General features: G+C 44.3%; 15 protein-coding genes and 5 tRNA genes. 6 read left to right on the top strand and 14 right to left on the bottom strand.

Going from position 1 to position 16,853, the window contains the following annotated elements; genetic code table 11:
• Window positions 1-22: 22 nt before the first annotated feature.
• From RBI_RS15505 to RBI_RS02365, 5 genes are all read left to right on the top strand, one after another.
• Window positions 23-271: a hypothetical protein gene (locus RBI_RS15505; RefSeq protein ID WP_051706328.1), complete on the top strand. Its 249-nt coding sequence runs from the start codon at window positions 23-25 to the stop codon at window positions 269-271.
• Between the two features lie 177 nt (window positions 272-448).
• Entirely contained in the window at window positions 449-661 is a 213-nt protein-coding gene (locus RBI_RS02380; protein WP_038670741.1) for an Arc family DNA-binding protein, read from the top strand.
• A 97-nt stretch (window positions 662-758) separates the two neighbouring features.
• Entirely contained in the window at window positions 759-1,196 is a 438-nt protein-coding gene (locus tag RBI_RS02375; RefSeq protein WP_038670739.1) for a radical SAM mobile pair system MarR family transcriptional regulator, read from the top strand.
• Window positions 1,193-1,882 carry a radical SAM mobile pair protein A gene (locus RBI_RS02370; protein WP_038670737.1) on the top strand — a complete coding sequence of 230 codons (690 nt, stop codon included), beginning with the start codon at window positions 1,193-1,195 and terminating at the stop codon, window positions 1,880-1,882. The genes RBI_RS02375 and RBI_RS02370 overlap by 4 nt, the downstream gene beginning before the upstream one ends.
• Window positions 1,870-2,778 carry a radical SAM mobile pair protein B gene (locus RBI_RS02365; protein WP_038670735.1) on the top strand — a complete coding sequence of 303 codons (909 nt, stop codon included), beginning with the start codon at window positions 1,870-1,872 and terminating at the stop codon, window positions 2,776-2,778. The genes RBI_RS02370 and RBI_RS02365 overlap by 13 nt, the downstream gene beginning before the upstream one ends.
• Window positions 2,779-3,100: 322 nt before the next feature.
• Here the strand turns inward: RBI_RS02365 and RBI_RS02360 are convergent, their stop codons facing one another.
• Together RBI_RS02360 and RBI_RS02355 are read right to left on the bottom strand one after the other, a co-directional pair.
• Complete coding sequence (locus tag RBI_RS02360) at window positions 3,101-3,280, bottom strand: hypothetical protein (protein WP_148303543.1); 180 nt, start codon at window positions 3,278-3,280, stop codon at window positions 3,101-3,103.
• Window positions 3,281-3,498: 218 nt separating this feature from the next.
• Entirely contained in the window at window positions 3,499-4,530 is a 1,032-nt protein-coding gene (locus tag RBI_RS02355; RefSeq protein WP_148303542.1) for an IS3 family transposase, read from the bottom strand.
• Window positions 4,531-4,654: 124 nt separating this feature from the next.
• Between RBI_RS02355 and RBI_RS15500 the strand changes: the two genes are divergently transcribed.
• On the top strand, window positions 4,655-4,861 hold the full coding sequence (locus RBI_RS15500) for a GHKL domain-containing protein (RefSeq protein ID WP_081855916.1): 207 nt from the start codon (window positions 4,655-4,657) through the stop codon (window positions 4,859-4,861).
• A 340-nt stretch (window positions 4,862-5,201) separates the two neighbouring features.
• Here RBI_RS15500 and ppdK read toward each other — a convergent pair whose 3' ends face one another.
• The 12 genes from ppdK to RBI_RS02300 all read right to left on the bottom strand — a co-directional run bounded on the left by ppdK (window position 5,202) and on the right by RBI_RS02300 (window position 16,837).
• Window positions 5,202-7,829: a pyruvate, phosphate dikinase gene (gene ppdK / locus RBI_RS02350; protein ID WP_038670729.1), complete on the bottom strand. Its 2,628-nt coding sequence runs from the start codon at window positions 7,827-7,829 to the stop codon at window positions 5,202-5,204.
• 771 nt (window positions 7,830-8,600) lie between these two features.
• Complete coding sequence (locus tag RBI_RS02345; protein WP_038670727.1) at window positions 8,601-9,827, bottom strand: class I SAM-dependent rRNA methyltransferase; 1,227 nt, start codon at window positions 9,825-9,827, stop codon at window positions 8,601-8,603.
• Between the two features lie 235 nt (window positions 9,828-10,062).
• Window positions 10,063-10,731, bottom strand: coding sequence for a M23 family metallopeptidase (locus RBI_RS02340; RefSeq protein ID WP_038672965.1), 669 nt, complete (start codon window positions 10,729-10,731; stop codon window positions 10,063-10,065).
• Between the two features lie 270 nt (window positions 10,732-11,001).
• Window positions 11,002-12,015 carry a helix-turn-helix domain-containing protein gene (locus RBI_RS13900; RefSeq protein ID WP_051706325.1) on the bottom strand — a complete coding sequence of 338 codons (1,014 nt, stop codon included), beginning with the start codon at window positions 12,013-12,015 and terminating at the stop codon, window positions 11,002-11,004.
• 207 nt (window positions 12,016-12,222) lie between these two features.
• Window positions 12,223-12,297, bottom strand: a tRNA-Glu gene (locus RBI_RS14725).
• Window positions 12,298-12,336: 39 nt separating this feature from the next.
• Window positions 12,337-12,412: transfer RNA gene (locus RBI_RS02330), tRNA-Gly, on the bottom strand.
• Between the two features lie 3 nt (window positions 12,413-12,415).
• Window positions 12,416-12,491, bottom strand: a tRNA-Phe gene (locus RBI_RS02325).
• A gap of 7 nt (window positions 12,492-12,498) precedes the next feature.
• Window positions 12,499-12,575, bottom strand: a tRNA-Asp gene (locus RBI_RS02320).
• Between the two features lie 101 nt (window positions 12,576-12,676).
• Window positions 12,677-12,752: transfer RNA gene (locus tag RBI_RS02315), tRNA-Val, on the bottom strand.
• A gap of 274 nt (window positions 12,753-13,026) precedes the next feature.
• The gene (locus tag RBI_RS02310; protein WP_038670726.1) at window positions 13,027-14,049 is read right to left on the bottom strand and encodes a hypothetical protein; all 1,023 of its coding nucleotides are present in this window, start codon (window positions 14,047-14,049) and stop codon (window positions 13,027-13,029) included.
• A gap of 127 nt (window positions 14,050-14,176) precedes the next feature.
• Window positions 14,177-15,430 (bottom strand): transglutaminase domain-containing protein, encoded by a 1,254-nt coding sequence (locus RBI_RS13895; RefSeq protein ID WP_051706323.1) that lies wholly within the window; start codon window positions 15,428-15,430, stop codon window positions 14,177-14,179.
• 48 nt (window positions 15,431-15,478) lie between these two features.
• On the bottom strand, window positions 15,479-16,837 hold the full coding sequence (locus RBI_RS02300; RefSeq protein ID WP_038670724.1) for a hemolysin family protein: 1,359 nt from the start codon (window positions 16,835-16,837) through the stop codon (window positions 15,479-15,481).
• Between the last annotated feature and the right edge of the window lie 16 nt (window positions 16,838-16,853).

Below are 16,853 nucleotides of genomic sequence, written 5' to 3'. Positions count from 1 at the left end.
GAAATATGGGATCATTCAAAGCATGAACAGTGCCGGCGGAAGATGTCATGATAATGCACGCTGTGAAAGTATGTGGGCAAGAATGAAAGGAGAGTTGTTCTACAGCCGCGAAGACAAGCCGGAGAACTACACTATGAAAGAGTTGAAGACTATGATCTGGAGATATTATATGAATTGCTGGGCCAACAGAAGAATCTGCACCGCCAACGGTGGGCTGCTGGAGGCAGCCCGAAGAAAGCTCTACTATGATCATATCTTTCTCGCTGCATAATTCTTGTTCGTATAAAATGTGTCAAGTGATATTGACAAAACCATATCGGCATAGGCTGTCAGACTTGCTGAGCCTATCAACGTAATACTTGCTGCAATGGGAATTATTTTTTTGAATCATTTTGAAAAACTCCTTTCATGTTTTAATATTGGGTACAATATGAAAGGATTGATTTCTATGTACTATAATGAAAAACGAAAAGCGATTACGGCAAAGTATGTGAAAACACACCTTGATGACATCAAGATTCGTGTTCCAAAGGGACAGCGTGAAAAACTGAAAGCTATTGCTTCTGAAATGGGCATGAGCATGAACCAGATGTTTATCAAGGCTGTAGAGGAATATATTGAAAAGAACTATAAGCCGGAAGCGGAAAGTGAAACAGATTGACAAATCGAAATTTGTACAGAATATTTTTTGAAAAAGCTCTTGACAACAAAGCTTCTATATAGTATAATCTAATAAACTACTATATAGGAGCTTTTGCATGGAAATGAATGGAGGATTTCTTGTCACCAAAATAAAACAACTTGGCGACCGGATTTTCGAGAAGATTCTCAGTGAAAAGAATATTGATGCGTTTAATGGAGCCCAGGGGCGCATTCTTTATGTGCTGTGGCAGGAGGATGGTATCTCTATCAGGTCACTCTCGACTAAATGCGGATTAGCGATAACATCTCTTACTACGATGCTGGAAAGAATGGAAAATCAAGGGCTGATAAGCCGTGTTCAGTCTGAAACGGACAAAAGGAAAACACTTCTGTTTCTGACTGAGAAAGCACATGCCTTAAAGGGCGAGTACGATTCTGTATCTGATGAGATGGGCAGTGTTTACTACAAAGGTTTTTCAGAGGAAGAAATAACTCGGTTTGAGGAATGCCTCGACCGCATCAGAAAGAATCTTGAGGAGTGGCAGAAGTCATGAGTATTTGTATCAAAGATCAGATTCAGAACATGAATATCGTCATTGGCTGCACAGTGGGGTGTGCATATTGCTATGCCCGCAACAACGTGAAACGCTGGCATATGATTGATGACTTCGCTGATCCTGAGTTCTTTCCGGGCAAGCTCAAGAGGATGGAAAAGAAACGTCCGCAAAACTTTCTTCTTACCGGCATGAGCGATCTCTCCGGATGGAAGCCGGAATGGAGAGACGAGGTATTTGCAAAGATCCGTGAAAATCCACAGCATCAGTTTCTGTTTCTGACCAAACGACCTGATCTGCTGGATTTTGATACCGATCTGGAAAACGCATGGTTTGGCGTTACGGTGACGAGGAAAGCCGAACTTTGGCGTATCGACGCCCTTCGGAAAAACGTCAGAGCAAAACATTACCATGTTACCTTTGAGCCGTTATTCGACGATCCCGGCACAGTTGACCTTTCCGGAATCAATTGGATCGTTGTCGGCACCATGACTGGAGCTCAGAGCAGGAAGATTCATACGGAGCCGGAATGGGCATGGTCTCTGACGGATCAGGCACACGCACTCGGCATTCCGGTGTTTATGAAGGAAGACCTTGTCCCTATCATAGGGAATGAAAATATGATTCAGGAAATGCCGGAGGAATTCAACAAAGTGTTGGAGGTGCAGAGATCATGGCAGAAGTAATCGATGGAATCCTCATTCGTGAGGTGGAAACAAAGAACATCATGACCAAGTCCAGTCTGCCGGTAGGCGGTTACTCGGTCAATCCTTATGTAGGCTGTACACATGCCTGCAAGTATTGCTATGCTTCTTTTATGAAGCGCTTTACCGGACACACGGAGGAATGGGGCACTTTCCTTGATGTGAAGCATTGGCCGGAAATTAAAAATCCGAAGAAATATGCCGGACAGCGTGTGGTTATCGGTTCTGTGACAGATGGCTACAATCCACAGGAGGAGCAATTCAGGAATACCAGAAAACTTCTGGAGCAGCTGATCGGCAGTGACGCAGATATTTTGATCTGCACAAAGTCTGATCTTGTGGTACGGGATATTGATCTGCTGAAGGACCTTGGACGAGTAACCGTTTCATGGTCGATCAACACACTGGATGAAAATTTCAAGAACGATATGGACTCTGCTTCGAGCATTGAGCGGCGCATCGCTGCTATGAAGCAGGTATATGATGCAGGTATCCGTACAGTCTGTTTCGTATCCCCGGTATTTCCCGGTATCACGGACTTTGAAGCGATCTTTGAGCGGGTAAAGGATCAGTGCGATCTGTTCTGGCTCGAAAATCTCAATCTTCGAGGCGGTTTCAAGAAGACGATTATGGATTATATCGCCGGAAAACATCCTGATCTTGTACCGCTTTACGATGAGATCTATAACAAGCATAACCGCAGCTACTTTGAAGCACTTGAAGTAAAAGCTGAGGAAATGGCTAAGAAGTATGATTGTCCCTTTGTGGATAATGAAATGCCTTATGGCAGAGTCCCGCAGGGGCATCCGGTGATCGTGGATTATTTCTATCATGAGGAAATCCGTGGGACAGAAAATACAGGAAAAAGAAATCGTTAAACAGAAATTTGTTAGGAACTGAATAAAAAATGGGAAAAGTAATATTTATAATCATTGTTATTTTTGGAATTATGTTTTTAACTGGAATAATAATGTCAATTTTTGCGCAGGGCCTTTTATTTTAATAAGCACAAGTTCCATACCATTTTAACTGTTCTATTTTCAATACTCCCTTTAACGTTAATATACCTTCCAATGATTCATACTATAGGTTTTATATCTCAATTTGCCCTTATATTGCTAACACCATATAGTATATGGATGGTTGTTGGGAGAATAAGAAATAGAATTATAAAAAACAAATAAATTCCAGTTTGTATCGTTATTCTAACTCTCCCTTTTTCATTTTACATTCAGGCTCATTACGCAAACTTTCAAGATAATCGCCAATCGTTTGACTTGCCTTGTCCAAATCAGCATACTCTTTTTTGAGGTAGCGATATTCTTCATAGAGTTTTTCACGTTCCTCATACAACGCCTGCCTTTGACGGTCAAGCACCATTTCTGACGAAAATCTGCCGTCCGGATACAATAATTTTAACTGACTTCCAACGCTCTTGTACTTCTCCAGTACAGGAGCGTTTTTCTTTGCATAATCTTTTTGTTTCCATGCTGAAAGGGTCTTGTACTTGTCATGATACGGTTTACTGCGTTGAAATTGTCTGACAAGTTCTATCTGGTTTTGTCAATATCACTTGACACATTTTATTCGAACAAGAATTATACAGTGAGAAAGATATGATCATAGTAGAGCTTTCTTCGGTCTGCCGGAGGCAGCCCGCCGTTGGCGGTGCAGATTCTTCTGTTGGCCCAGTAACTCATATAATATCTCCAGATCATAGTCTTCAAATCTTTCATAGTGTAGTTCTCCGGCTTGTCTTCGTGGCTGTAGAACAGCTCTTCTTTCATTCTTGCCCACATACTTTCACAGCGTGCATTATCATGACATCTTCCGCCAGTGCTGTTCATGCTTTGAATGATCCCATATTTCTTTACAGCAGCTCGGTACTCTTCGCTTGTATACTGACTGCCCCTGTCCGAATGTATGATACAGCCTTTTATATCAGGATATGATTTGTTTGCGTTTTCAAGAGTATGGCAGCAGAGCGAAGCTCTCATATTATCTTCAATAGCTATCCCCAGCGGCATCAGATCAAAGCAGTCAAATATCGCTGAAACATAGAGCTTTCCATCCTTTGCCTTCACCTCGCTCATGTCGGTCACAGCTTTTTTCAAAGGCCTGTCTGCGTAAAAATCACGTCTGAGAAGATCATCCGATTTTTGAGCAAGCCGATCAGCTTTGGTTATCCCGTTTGGCTTTCTGCGAGGCTTGTGTATCAATCCTATCTGCGCCATGACCTTGCGTACAGTAGCTTCACAGGGAATGTCAATGTCAGTTTTCCCGGCAGCCTTTCTCTGCTGCAATGCAAGATACATACGCTCCCTGCCGTAGCAGTCATTATATTGGTCTTCTTCGTGGATCTTCATCATTTCATCTGCAAGTGCCTGATACTTCCAGGGGGCGTTTTTATGGCTGAGATGATCATAAAATGCTTGTCTTGTAACCTCCAAAGCCTTGCAGTAAAAACTGATACTTCCTGTGATCCTACAGTCATCAGTCTTTTTGGAAATGAACTTTAACCGTTCTTCTTTCCTGACTTCCGACGGTTCGCGGTGAAAAAAAGCAGATGCTTCCTCCAGAAATTCATTAAGCTCTTCAAGCTCTCGGTTTTTCTTTTCAAGTTCTTTTATCCGTTTGTTCGCTGCCTGAAGCTTGCGAGCTTTATTGCCTGCTTTTTAAACTCTTCATCATATTGTTTTCCTGTTCCCATTGATGACACACTCCTTTGTTTTTATTATACTTTGATTGTTTTGTATGTGTCAAGTTTTATTATACAGGATTAAAATATCAAATCCAACTTTGGATAACAAAAATTCCACAGAGACTTCTAAGCTTAACAAAAATAATCACGGCTTTGGGTTATACAACATTCGCAGGACTGTCGAAAATCTTGGTGGTGAAATGAAAATTCCAAAACAGTTCCCAGAGTTTATTCTGAAATTGGAGTTTCCGATCAAATGATAAAAGCTGTTGTATGGTTATGATGACATACAACAGCTTTGTAATAGCTCCTATTCGGTTCATTTTTATTTTTCTGCGTTAATGGCATAACACAAGCAGATCATCTTTAATATAAAAAGACTTCACTTGACTATCTTTGCCTGACCTTCACACACTATAACACAAAACCTCCGCAGTTAAACTACGGAGGTTTTATCAGCATATTTATACATTCACCCAAACCTTAATGGTCAAATCTTCCCATTGGTTTCGTCTGAGATATGATCCCTGTGCTTTTCGGTAGTGCTGAGCTTCCTCAAAGCCAAAGGTGTACTCATATAAGGGCAGTTGTAAATTTCGCTTATTTCTGTGCAATAGCAGCCTGAGCAGCAGCAAGTCTAGCAATTGGAACTCTGAATGGTGAGCAAGATACATAGTCAAGACCGATCTTGTTGCAGAACTCAACAGATGTTGGGTCGCCGCCGTGCTCACCGCAGATACCGCAGTGGAGCTTTGGATTAACTGGCTTACCAAGTTCAAGAGCCATTTCCATAAGCTTGCCTACACCGTTCTGGTCGAGCTTAGCAAATGGATCGTTCTCGTAGATCTTTGCATCATAGTAAGCATTGAGGAACTTACCAGCGTCATCTCTTGAGAAACCGAATGTCATCTGTGTAAGGTCGTTTGTACCGAAGCAGAAGAAGTCAGCTTCCTTAGCGATCTCGTCAGCTGTAAGAGCAGCTCTTGGGATCTCGATCATTGTACCAACCTCGTACTCAAGGTCAGAACCAGCAGCCTTGATCTCAGCGTCAGCAGTCTCAACAACGAACTTCTTAACATACTTAAGCTCCTTGATATCATTTACCAGTGGGATCATGATCTCAGGCTTAACTGTCCAGTCTGGGTGATTCTTCTTAACGTTGATTGCAGCCTTGATAACAGCCTTTGTCTGCATCTTAGCGATCTCAGGATATGTTACTGCAAGACGGCAGCCACGGTGACCCATCATTGGGTTGAACTCGTGGAGTGAAGCGATGATAGCCTTGATAGTCTCAACAGGCTTGTTCTGTGCCTTAGCAAGAGCCTCGATATCAGCCTCTTCTGTTGGTACGAACTCGTGAAGTGGTGGGTCAAGGAATCTGATAGTAACAGGGTTACCCTCAAGTGCCTCATAAAGAGCCTCGAAGTCAGCCTGCTGCATTGGCTCGATCTTAGCAAGAGCAGCTTCTCTCTCTTCAACTGTGTCTGAGCAGATCATCTCTCTGAATGCAGCGATCCTCTCAGGATCAAAGAACATATGCTCTGTACGGCAAAGACCGATACCCTCAGCACCCAGCTCTCTTGCCTTCTTAGCGTCAGCAGGAGTATCTGCGTTTGTTCTAACCTTCATTGTTCTGAACTTGTCAGCCCAGCCCATGATCCTGCCGAACTCGCCAGCGATTGTAGCGTCAACAGTTGGAATGATACCATCATAGATGTTACCTGTTGAACCGTCGATTGAAATATAGTCACCCTCGTGGAACTCCTTGCCTGCGAGTGTGAACTTCTTGTTAGCCTCGTCCATAACGATATCTGAGCAGCCAGATACGCAGCATGTACCCATACCACGAGCAACAACGGCAGCGTGTGATGTCATACCGCCTCTAACTGTAAGGATACCCTGTGAAGCCTTCATACCTGTGATGTCCTCAGGTGATGTCTCAAGTCTTACGAGAACGACCTTCTCGCCTCTCTCGTTCCAAGCCTCAGCATCATCAGCTGTGAATACGATCTTACCACAAGCAGCTCCTGGAGAAGCGCCAAGACCCTTGCCCATAGGAGTAGCAGCCTTGAGTGCCTTTACATCGAACTGTGGGTGAAGAAGTGTATCGAGGTTTCTTGGGTCGATCATTGCAACAGCCTCTTCCTCAGTTCTCATGCCCTCATCAACGAGGTCACAAGCGATCTTAAGAGCAGCCTGTGCAGTTCTCTTACCATTTCTTGTCTGAAGCATATAAAGCTTACCGTGCTCAACAGTGAACTCCATATCCTGCATATCTCTGTAGTGATCTTCAAGTGTCTTGCAAACCTTGTTGAACTCAGCGAATGCCTCTGGGAACTTCTGCTCCATTTCAGAGATGTGCATTGGTGTACGAACACCAGCAACAACGTCCTCGCCCTGTGCGTTTGTAAGGAACTCACCGAACAGACCCTTAGCACCTGTAGCTGGGTCTCTTGTGAATGCAACACCTGTACCGCAGTCGTCACCCATGTTACCGAATGCCATGGACTGAACGTTTACTGCTGTACCCCATGAATAAGGGATATCGTTATCTCTTCTGTATACGTTAGCTCTTGGGTTATCCCATGAACGGAATACAGCCTTGATAGCGCCCATGAGCTGCTCCTTAGGATCAGTTGGGAAGTCAGAACCGATCTTAGACTTGTACTCAGCCTTGAACTGGTTAGCAAGCTCCTTAAGATCCTCAGCGTTCAGCTCAACGTCCTGCTTAACGCCCTTCTTAGCCTTCATCTCGTCGATAAGCTCTTCAAAATACTTCTTACCAACTTCCATAACTACGTCAGAATACATCTGAATGAATCTTCTGTAGCAGTCCCAAGCCCATCTTGGGTTATTAGACTGAGCAGCGATAGTCTCAACAACTTCTTCGTTAAGACCGAGGTTAAGGATTGTATCCATCATACCAGGCATTGATGCTCTAGCACCTGAACGTACAGAAACGAGGAGTGGGTTCTCCTTGTCACCGAACTTCTTGCCTGTGATCTCTTCCATCTTTACAATGTACTCGTTGATCTCTGCCATGATCTCAGGATTGATCTCACGGTTGTCCTCATAATACTGAGTACAAGCTTCCGTTGTGATCGTAAAGCCCTGAGGAACAGGGAGACCGATATTTGTCATCTCAGCAAGGTTAGCACCCTTACCGCCGAGAAGCTCTCTCATGTTGGCATTACCCTCAGAGAAAAGATAACAATACTTCTTTGCCATTGGTTTTTTACCTCCAAAAATTTTTTGAATTCCGAAGCGTGCGGACACAATTATCCCGTCGCCCACGGTTACATATATATTATAACAGATTTAAAGCCAAATTACCATAGGTTTTTCTCACTTTTATACATAAAATCTTATACAATATTTGCTCGCTTTTTATGTGCAATATGACAGTTTTTAAATATCAACACATAAAAAAGCCCTGCTGAAAAACAACAGGGCTGAAATGTCTATTTTGTCGGTGGAAGCAGCTGCTACCTCTGCAGAAAATACCTACTTATGTCCGATACCGCAGACAAACGGCAATTTACGATATGCCGTACATTTATAATGCGTCGAACGGGGTGCGCCACGCTTATTTCTAAGCCACCTATATCATACCATATCCGCAAGCATTTGTCAATAGCAAAAATGCAAAATAAAAAGCCCTGCTGAAATCAACAGGGCTGAAAAGTCTATTTCGTCGGCTGGAAGCCAAGATACCCAAAATACCTGTGACTTATGTCCGAACACAGCAGACAAACTGTGATATATGCGGTCTTTCGACACTTTTATTGTAGCACATCTGCCTGCATTTGTCAACAGCAAAATGTAAAATAAAAAGCCCTGCTGAAAAAAGCAGGGCTAAAATGTCTATTCTGTCGGCTGGAAGCAGCCGCATTACTGCGGAAAAATAAGCTACTTATGTCCGAACTCAGCAGACTCGCTGAAATATATCTAGTTTATTAAACAACTATATTATAGCATATCCGCAAGCATTTGTCAACCCTATACCACCTGAAAAAGATAAAATTTCAGATAATCCGTTTCAGGCACATTGAGAAGTATCGGGTGGTCAGGAGCTTGCTGTCTTGCTTCAATAAGCTTGAGCTGAACACCTGCGTCCTTTGCAGCACTCATTACCATTTTCACAAACAGCCTGTTCTCCATAAAATGCGAACATGAGCAGGTGGCAAGATATCCGCCCCTTGGCAGAAGTCTCATTGCCCTGTAGTTTATCTCCTTATATCCCCTTTCAGCGCTTCCAACTGTCTTTCTGCTCTTTGTGAAAGCAGGTGGGTCGAGGATTATCATGTCATAATCAGCCTTTTCCTCAAGAAGCTTCGGGAGCAGGTCGAAAACGTCTGCGCAAAGAAAATCCATTCTGTCAGTCAGACCGTTTCTCTCAGCATTCTCCCTGGCCGTATCAACAGCGAACTGTGAAACGTCCACCGCCGTAACGTGCCTTGCACCACCCATTGCCGCATTGAGTGCGAACGAACCTGTGTGGGTAAAGCAGTCAAGGACCTTCTTGCCCTTTGCTATCTTCGACACCGCAAGGCGGTTATATTTCTGGTCAAGGAAAAATCCAGTTTTCTGACCGTTCTCAACATCGACCTCATAGCGTATGCCATTCTCCGTTATCTCAGTGATATTTGACGGTGGCTCAGGGAGAAATTCAGCCTTATACCAGCCCTTGTATTGTTCCAAGCCCTCCAGCTTTCTGATAGCGACATCGTTACGCTCCATTATGCCCGAAACCGCAACTCCGTCTTTGGCAAGCTCTTCAACAAGAAGCCTGAATATCATATCCTTTATCATATCCATGCCGTAGGAAAGCACCTGCGAAACAAGTATATCTCCATACTTGTCGATAGTAAGCCCCGGCATGCCGTCAGCCTCACCAAAAATAAGCCTGCAAACCGAAAAATCGTCCCCCATAACAGTTTTTCTGTAATCTATGGCATAGCGGATACGTCTGCGGAAAAAGTTTTCCGAGAAATTTTCATTTGCGTTGTCAGATAAGATCCTTATCCTTATCTTGCTGTTAAGGCTGAGAAAACCAGTTCCAAGATAAGAGCCTTTTTCAGAGAAAACATCGCAAAGCTCACCGTTTTTCAAGCCCTCAGGCTCGTTTCTCAGTTCGTCACAATACACCCATGGGTGACCGTTTTTCAGGGACATTTCCCCTTTTTTCGATATAGTGAACGCAGGATAGATTCTTTTGCTTTTCATTATTATACCTCACAATCAAGATTTGTCGATTTGTCAGATATAATTATACCACAGCATACCCATTTTTGCAAGACGATACGCAACAATAACAAAATGCAGAGGACAGCGTCCCGATAGCCATGTCCCACAGCAATAAAAATATGTATCGCCGCACCCGAAAATTTTCAGATGCGGCGTTATATGGGGGATTATAACATCAGCACTTTGTATTACAAAGCGCCAAAATGAAGAAAGCTTATTTGTCCGCAGGGTCAATAAACTCGATAGGGTCTATCCACTGACCGTTCTTTTTCAAGCCAAAGTGCAGATGAGAAAGCTCTGCCGCTTCCGCCTGAGCAGTGTCGCCCACAGCACCTATGACCTCCCCTGCATTCACCTCGTCGCCCTCCTTGACGGACATTTCCTTTGACAGATTGTAGCAATGCCCTACAATGCCGTTTCCATGATCGATAGTCATGCAGTTGCCCCACAGAGGGTCGTCCCATATCTTTGTGACAGTGCCCTTGTTCATCGCCTTGACAGGCTCGCCAAGGTCAGCTTTGATATCAACGCCGTCATGGGTTTTCCAGTAGCCGAGAGTTTCCGACTTCACAAGCTCGCCATTAGAAAACGGCTCTAATATCTCACCGTTCACAGGCATGACATTTGGCTGCGTCTGAATGTCCACATCCGGCTTGGAGCTTTCGTCCTTTTTAACGTCCGTTTTCTTGTTATCAGCCTGCTTTGGCGCAGTGCTGTCAACGCTCGAAATAGTCAGATTGTCGGTGATATCCTCCATAGCCTTGTTATATGCAGCTATACCCGCACCGCCAAGAGCCAGCAGACACGCCGCAAGTGTAATGTAAACACCCTTCGCTCCCAGAGCCTTGCCTGCGTGTGAATTTCTGATACTGAATTTTTTCATACACACAAAACCTTTCTCCGATATGATTTCCGCAGCCACTGTTGCGCCCACGGCAGTCTTATGCTATCGGCGGCATAAGTCCTCTGGCATTATTTTTGACATATACGGGTAAAATATTCACAGCAAAATAAAAATACCGCACCCAAGCTTTCACCCAAGTGCGGTATTCCCTATTTCTAATCACATTTATGTAGGGGACGGCGTCCTCGACGTCCCACAAAGTCCAAATTGTCCCTATCCGTTTTGTATCTTTCTTTTGTCCTCTCAGCCTTACCTATCCTGCGGTTTTTTCCTCACAAACTTATACACAACCCCTGCAATAGCAAGCACCGCCGCAACTCCTGCCAGACAAAGGCAGACTATAACATCATAGCGGCTGTTGTCAGCACCTTTCACCGAAACTATCTCAGACAGTTTCATGCCGTTCCATGCATTGCTCAGCACAGTCATTGCCGCTACCCATACCACAGATGCCGCAAAGCAAAGTGCACACTTGAAAAAGCCGTTCACCTTTAGATACCTTATAATAAGGAACACAGCCCACACCAATGCCACACAAGCCACCGTAGCGGCCATGCCTTCACGAAGGTCTACCACGTCACCGTATTTCAGCGTACCATAAATAACGCAGGCAAAAGTCAGTACCGAATCCGCCGCCATGCACACAAGCCCCTTGCTGTTTCTCACATACTTTTCAAGCTGTTCACTTCTCAGCACAAAAGGCAAAAATACGATAGCCTCCCCAAGGAGCGTTCCAAGCACCGCCATAACAAACCAATCCCCGTGTGAATAAACGCACCCTGCGACGTAAAGAAGCATAAGCGAAACTGTTGAAGTCCCAAGCGTCCACAGTGCCCTATTCTCCCTCACAAGCACAGGCACATTGATGAAAGAAAACGTCAGCATCAGCGACGTGATAAGCACCATGAACCAACCTATACCGCCATGAGCCACATTATAAATAAAGCTCGGTATTATCGCCGCAAGATAGCCTATCCCAGTTATGATAGTGTACCCCCGAACAAAGCTTTTATAACTTCGCGCCATAAACTCAGCCTCTCTCTGCTGATTGTCCTCGCTCGCCGTGCAAAGCTCGTGCTCAGAAATGCCCAGCACCCTGCAAAGTCCCGATATCATCGTTATATCAGGATATGATACCCCTCTCTCCCACTTGCTCACTGCCGACTCAGTAACATAAAGCTCCTTAGCAAGGTCTTTTTGAGAAAGCCCCAGTTCTTTTCTTTTTGATTGAATGAATTTTCCAAGAGTAATTTTATCTTCCATAGCATATCACCTTTCAATTTGTTCGGAGTGCACTCTCTATGGTCAACATTATAGCCCACGGCTTTGAAAATGTCAATAAAATCGGGCTGGACTGTCAGTCAAGCCGCCTATCTACGCACTTTTTCGCATCTTTTTCATCTTATCACTGCCCTATCCACACCCACAAAACAGCATAAAAAATCGCCCTGCTAAAAAGCAAGGCGTTTCTGGAGCGGGTCAGAGGAATCGCACCTCCATCTCCTTTCAGGAAGAAAAGTATTCTGGTAATTGAAATAAACCCGCAAAAAATATGAAGTCCTTACTTATCGTAAGGACTTTTTTTGGAGCGGATTACGAGGCTCGAACTCGCTACCTCCACCTTGGCAAGGTGGCGCTCTACCAGATGAGCTAAATCCGCATTTGGTGCTTCCGGACGGAATCGAACCATCGACACGAGGATTTTCAGTCCTCTGCTCTACCGACTGAGCTACAGAAGCAAAACAATGGCGACCGGAATGGGGCTCGAACCCACGACCTCTAGCGTGACAGGCTAGCGTTCTAACCAGCTGAACTACCCGGCCATTGAAAAAAATAACTTCAAACTTTTCGAGTTCAGCTCTCCGAGAATGAAGAATAATTATTATCGTTGACAGGCAAATCTCTTTACCTGTCACGAAATAATTGGTGGGAACAACAGGGCTCGAACCTGTGACCCTCTGCTTGTAAGGCAGATGCTCTCCCAGCTGAGCTATGCTCCCTTTTAGCTGGTTTGTTGTTTCCAGGACTTTGTTTTGTTGTGTCCCTCACAACAGTATCTATTATACACTATCCCACCCTGTTTGTCAACACTTTTTTTGATATTTTTTATGTTTTGTATCATTTTACAATGCTAGTCCGATATTTTTAAAAACTTATGTGCATTTGCAACATCAAAGCTGCATTTTTCGCCTTGAAATGGGCTTTTTTCATCAGGCTTCCCCTCAAAAAAAATCCGCCGAGCCACACGCCCGACGGATAAAATTTTTTCAAGAATTATTTTTTATCAAGCTGTTTTTTGAGCTTTTCCTGCTCCTGCTCCATAAGCTTCATAAGTTCCTCCAAGGAAGCTGACGCTGTCTTTGTCTGCTGTGCAGGCTTTGCCGCAGGTTTTGCCTTTGGCACAGGCTTTTTCTCAGGCTCAGGGGCTACAGTACCCTCAGTTGAAGCCGCCTCGTCAAGAAGCTGTGAAGCTCTCTCGTAGTAAGAACGGTCTATCTCAGCACGCTCTTCCTTTTCCGCAGGTCTTTCAAATATAGTTTCCTCGACCTCTTCTACTTCCTCGATAACTTCCTCCGTTTCAGCCTTCTCTTCACCCTCAGGCTCAGCCTTGTGGTGAGAAGCTATCTCGTCGTCAACGTGCTTGCGATGTTTTGCGATCTGCTCGCCCTCGTTCTCGCCGCCGAACAGGAAATCGTCAAGAGTAACGCTCTCTGCAGGTTCTTGCTCGTCATCGTCCTCTTCCTCATCATCTGAAGAATGAGTAGCGATAGCAATTATAAGCTCGATAACAACGAGCAGGAATATAGGAACAACAGCGCACACTATCATGCCGAATGTTGAGGACATGAACGTAAGCACCTTGCCTGCTGTCATATAATATGTAGAAGCTACGCCCACAACGTTCTTTGAGCTTATCTCATAAAGCTTTGCAGGGTCTTTTTCCTGATAAACAGTGTAAACAACGCCGTTGTTATCGTCAGTTGAAGTGATGTCATAAAGCCAGAACACGCTTGTTCCAATATCAGGCACGTTCTCGCACACAACTGCCTCGCCTATCTTGTCTGTGCTAGGGGTCATGTTCGATGTGATAACAAGTGCGCCGTCAGGAACTCTGTCACCCATGCCGTCACCATTCATTATGTACAGGCTGTAGCCTGCAATGCTCGGTGTAACGTTCTTGTTTTTGAAAACACGTCCCACTCCCACAACTATAAGCATTTCCAGAATAATAAAAACAATAAAGAATATCAGCACGTTCTTGCCTGCTGATGATTTCTGCTTAGTAGCACTGCTCATACTAAAAATAACATTCCTTTCCAAGATATATCCAAAATATCATATTTTATCGCACTAATACATTTATTATATCACAAAGTGCCGCAAATTTCAACACATTTGAGCATATTTTTTGCTTTTGAGAAAATTATTCATTTTTGTAAAGTATTATTGTGACAGTACACAGTTCGTCATTTTTTATGACCGCATATTTCGAGGTAGACCAATCTCCCCCAGCCTGACTGTACGCACGCCTCAGCACGTCAAAGATAGCACCGCTATTCTCATCAAAGAGAGTATCCACAGCCTTGTCATACGTTTCACTGTCAGCACATTTTAGCCTTGCATATCCACTGTCAGCCATTGCTTCCGCCACAGAACGGCACATTATCCGAACGACATCATCACCGCTTTGAGCATACAGACCGTTTCTTCTGTAATAATTTGCCCCCGAGGAAAATGCCTCAGGATAGTTCAAAAACTTGTTATCGTCCGCTGTATGGTCTTTTGCACACTCGGCGTCAGTGATGCCAAAATAGTCATAGCGGATATAGTCCTCCCCTGCATCTGTCACAGGATCGTCCCAAGTGAGGTCAACGTTCGTCCATTCACCGTCTATCATGACCTTGTTCCACAAATGTGGCTGAACAGCTCCGCCGTCATAGGCTTTGCCTGCCACAGGTATGCACTTTATACCTGCCTTAGTGCAAAGTATCTGCATTGCCTTTGCATACCCCTCGCACACAGCCTTGCCCTCTACAAGACAGCCATATGCAGAATAGCAATTTTTTGCTGTATCGTCATAGTTACACTCAAGAATTATGCTGTCATGGAAATACAGCACCTTGTCATAATCCGACCAGCCCTGCTCAATGCCTGCAAGTATCTCCCCGACCTTTTTATCCAGCTTTTCTTTCTCAGCCTGCGCTTCCTCAGCGGTCTTGTCATATGTGACCTCCACAGATGTCACATATCCATCTCCGTCAATGCAGATAGTATACTGTGAACCCATATAGTCGATATAAGGACAAGCCGAAGTAAGCATGGAGATAAACGCACCGATATCGTCCTTGCTTATAACTCCCTCAGCCAGCTCCACAGAGCTTTCAAATTCGCTCAGCCCTTTGTAAAGCTGTGAAAACACACGTTTTTCGTCAGTACAAAGAAAATCGGCGATATACTCTGCCGTGTCAGGTATCTCAAGTGCCGTAAAGCTCTCATTTCTGCTGTCAAGCCCTGTTTCAGTATGTCTTTCCGAACTGGCTTCAACATACGCATGAGTGTTCACAAAAGTATTTTTTGAACGGTTTTTATTTTTCTCTCCCGTTCCGCCTAAACTGCACCCCGATGTGCAGATAAGCACTGCCGCTGTGAGTGCGGCGACCATTTTCTTTTTTTTCAATTTTTGTCCTCGATTTTTACACAAAATTCTGTCTGTATCTTTCAGCCCTTAGTCCGTGATCTCTTCATTATCTCTTTTTATCACAGCCCTGAGCCGTTCTATTTTCTTTTCATGTATCGACAGCACCTTAAACTCAACGTTTTCCCAATGCACTGTCACCTTTTCGTTATCCTCAGGCACATGGCCCAGCAGGTCCATAACGAATCCGCCTATAGTGTCATAATCCACCTCGCCGTGATACTCCTTGCCAAGAGCCTCCATAACGTCGTCAAACGCCGCTGTGCCTACCATATCATAGCAATCAGAAGATACCTTCTGTATCTCCTCCGTTTCGTCATCATATTCGTCCTGAATACTACCCACGATAGTTTCAAGCAGATCCTCCATAGTAATGATACCGGCTGTTCCGCCGTAATCGTCCACCACAACTGCTATCTGTGTCTTATCTTCAGTGAACTCTTTGAAAAGCTCACCACACTTGTTGCTTTCAGGCACAAAGGTTATATCTCTCATGAACTCCTTTACAGGACGTTCTTTCTTATCCTCTTCAAACACCAGCCTGAGCAAGTCCTTTGCGAATATAACACCACTTATGTTGTCGGCATTGTCGCAGTAAACAGGTATTCTCGAAAAGCCCTCGCCTATAACAAGCTTCACAGCCTCCGAAAGCGTGGAATTTTCTTCTATGGCAACCATTTCTGTGCGGTGTGTCATAACTTCACGAACTTCGATATCGTCAAAATCAAAAATGTTGCTTATCATTTCCGCTTGACTTTCCTCGATACCGCCCGTTTCGTTTACAGCGTCCACCATCATGAGGATCTCTTCCTCAGTGACAGCGTCCGCCTTGTTTGTTGACTTAACACCAAACAGCCTTAATATCCCTGCGGATACCGCTCCGCTCACTATCGCCAATGGGCTGAACACCGCCAAAAGCGCCTTGTAAGCCACACAGCTATTTAGAATAAATCTCTCGCCCACCTTGCCTGAAATGCAAAGTTTTTTTGGTATGCCTACGCCAAAAGTGCATATAACAAGGGCAAGCAGACAGCTTATTATAACAAATGAACATATGCCGATAATATAATACGAAGCCTGAGTATATACATCAAAAAGCTTGTGAAGCTTATTTGAAATCGGTGCATAAAAGTAGATCGCTCCCACCACCGAAACTGCGATTATCATAATAGAACGTGCGATGAGGTTTGTCGCAACTACCCTGCCTGTTCTGCCAAGCAAAGCCGCAAGCCTTATTGCCTTCGGGTCTTTGTCCTCCTCAGCCATTTTCTTTAGCTTTGCGTCATTGAACTCCACAGCCGCATTTTCGCACAAGGCAAGAAAAGCCATAAGCAATATTACCGCCGCACAAACACCTATTCCCGTCCACAGTCGCCCGACATCGTCCATAAAAAAAATACCGTCC

The organism is Ruminococcus bicirculans (ex Wegman et al. 2014), from assembly GCF_000723465.1.
Classification (GTDB): Bacteria; Bacillota; Clostridia; order Oscillospirales; family Ruminococcaceae; genus Hominimerdicola; species Hominimerdicola aceti.
The sequence above is the reverse complement of the archived record's forward strand: the minus strand, read 5'-3'. Positions and strand labels throughout refer to the sequence as shown.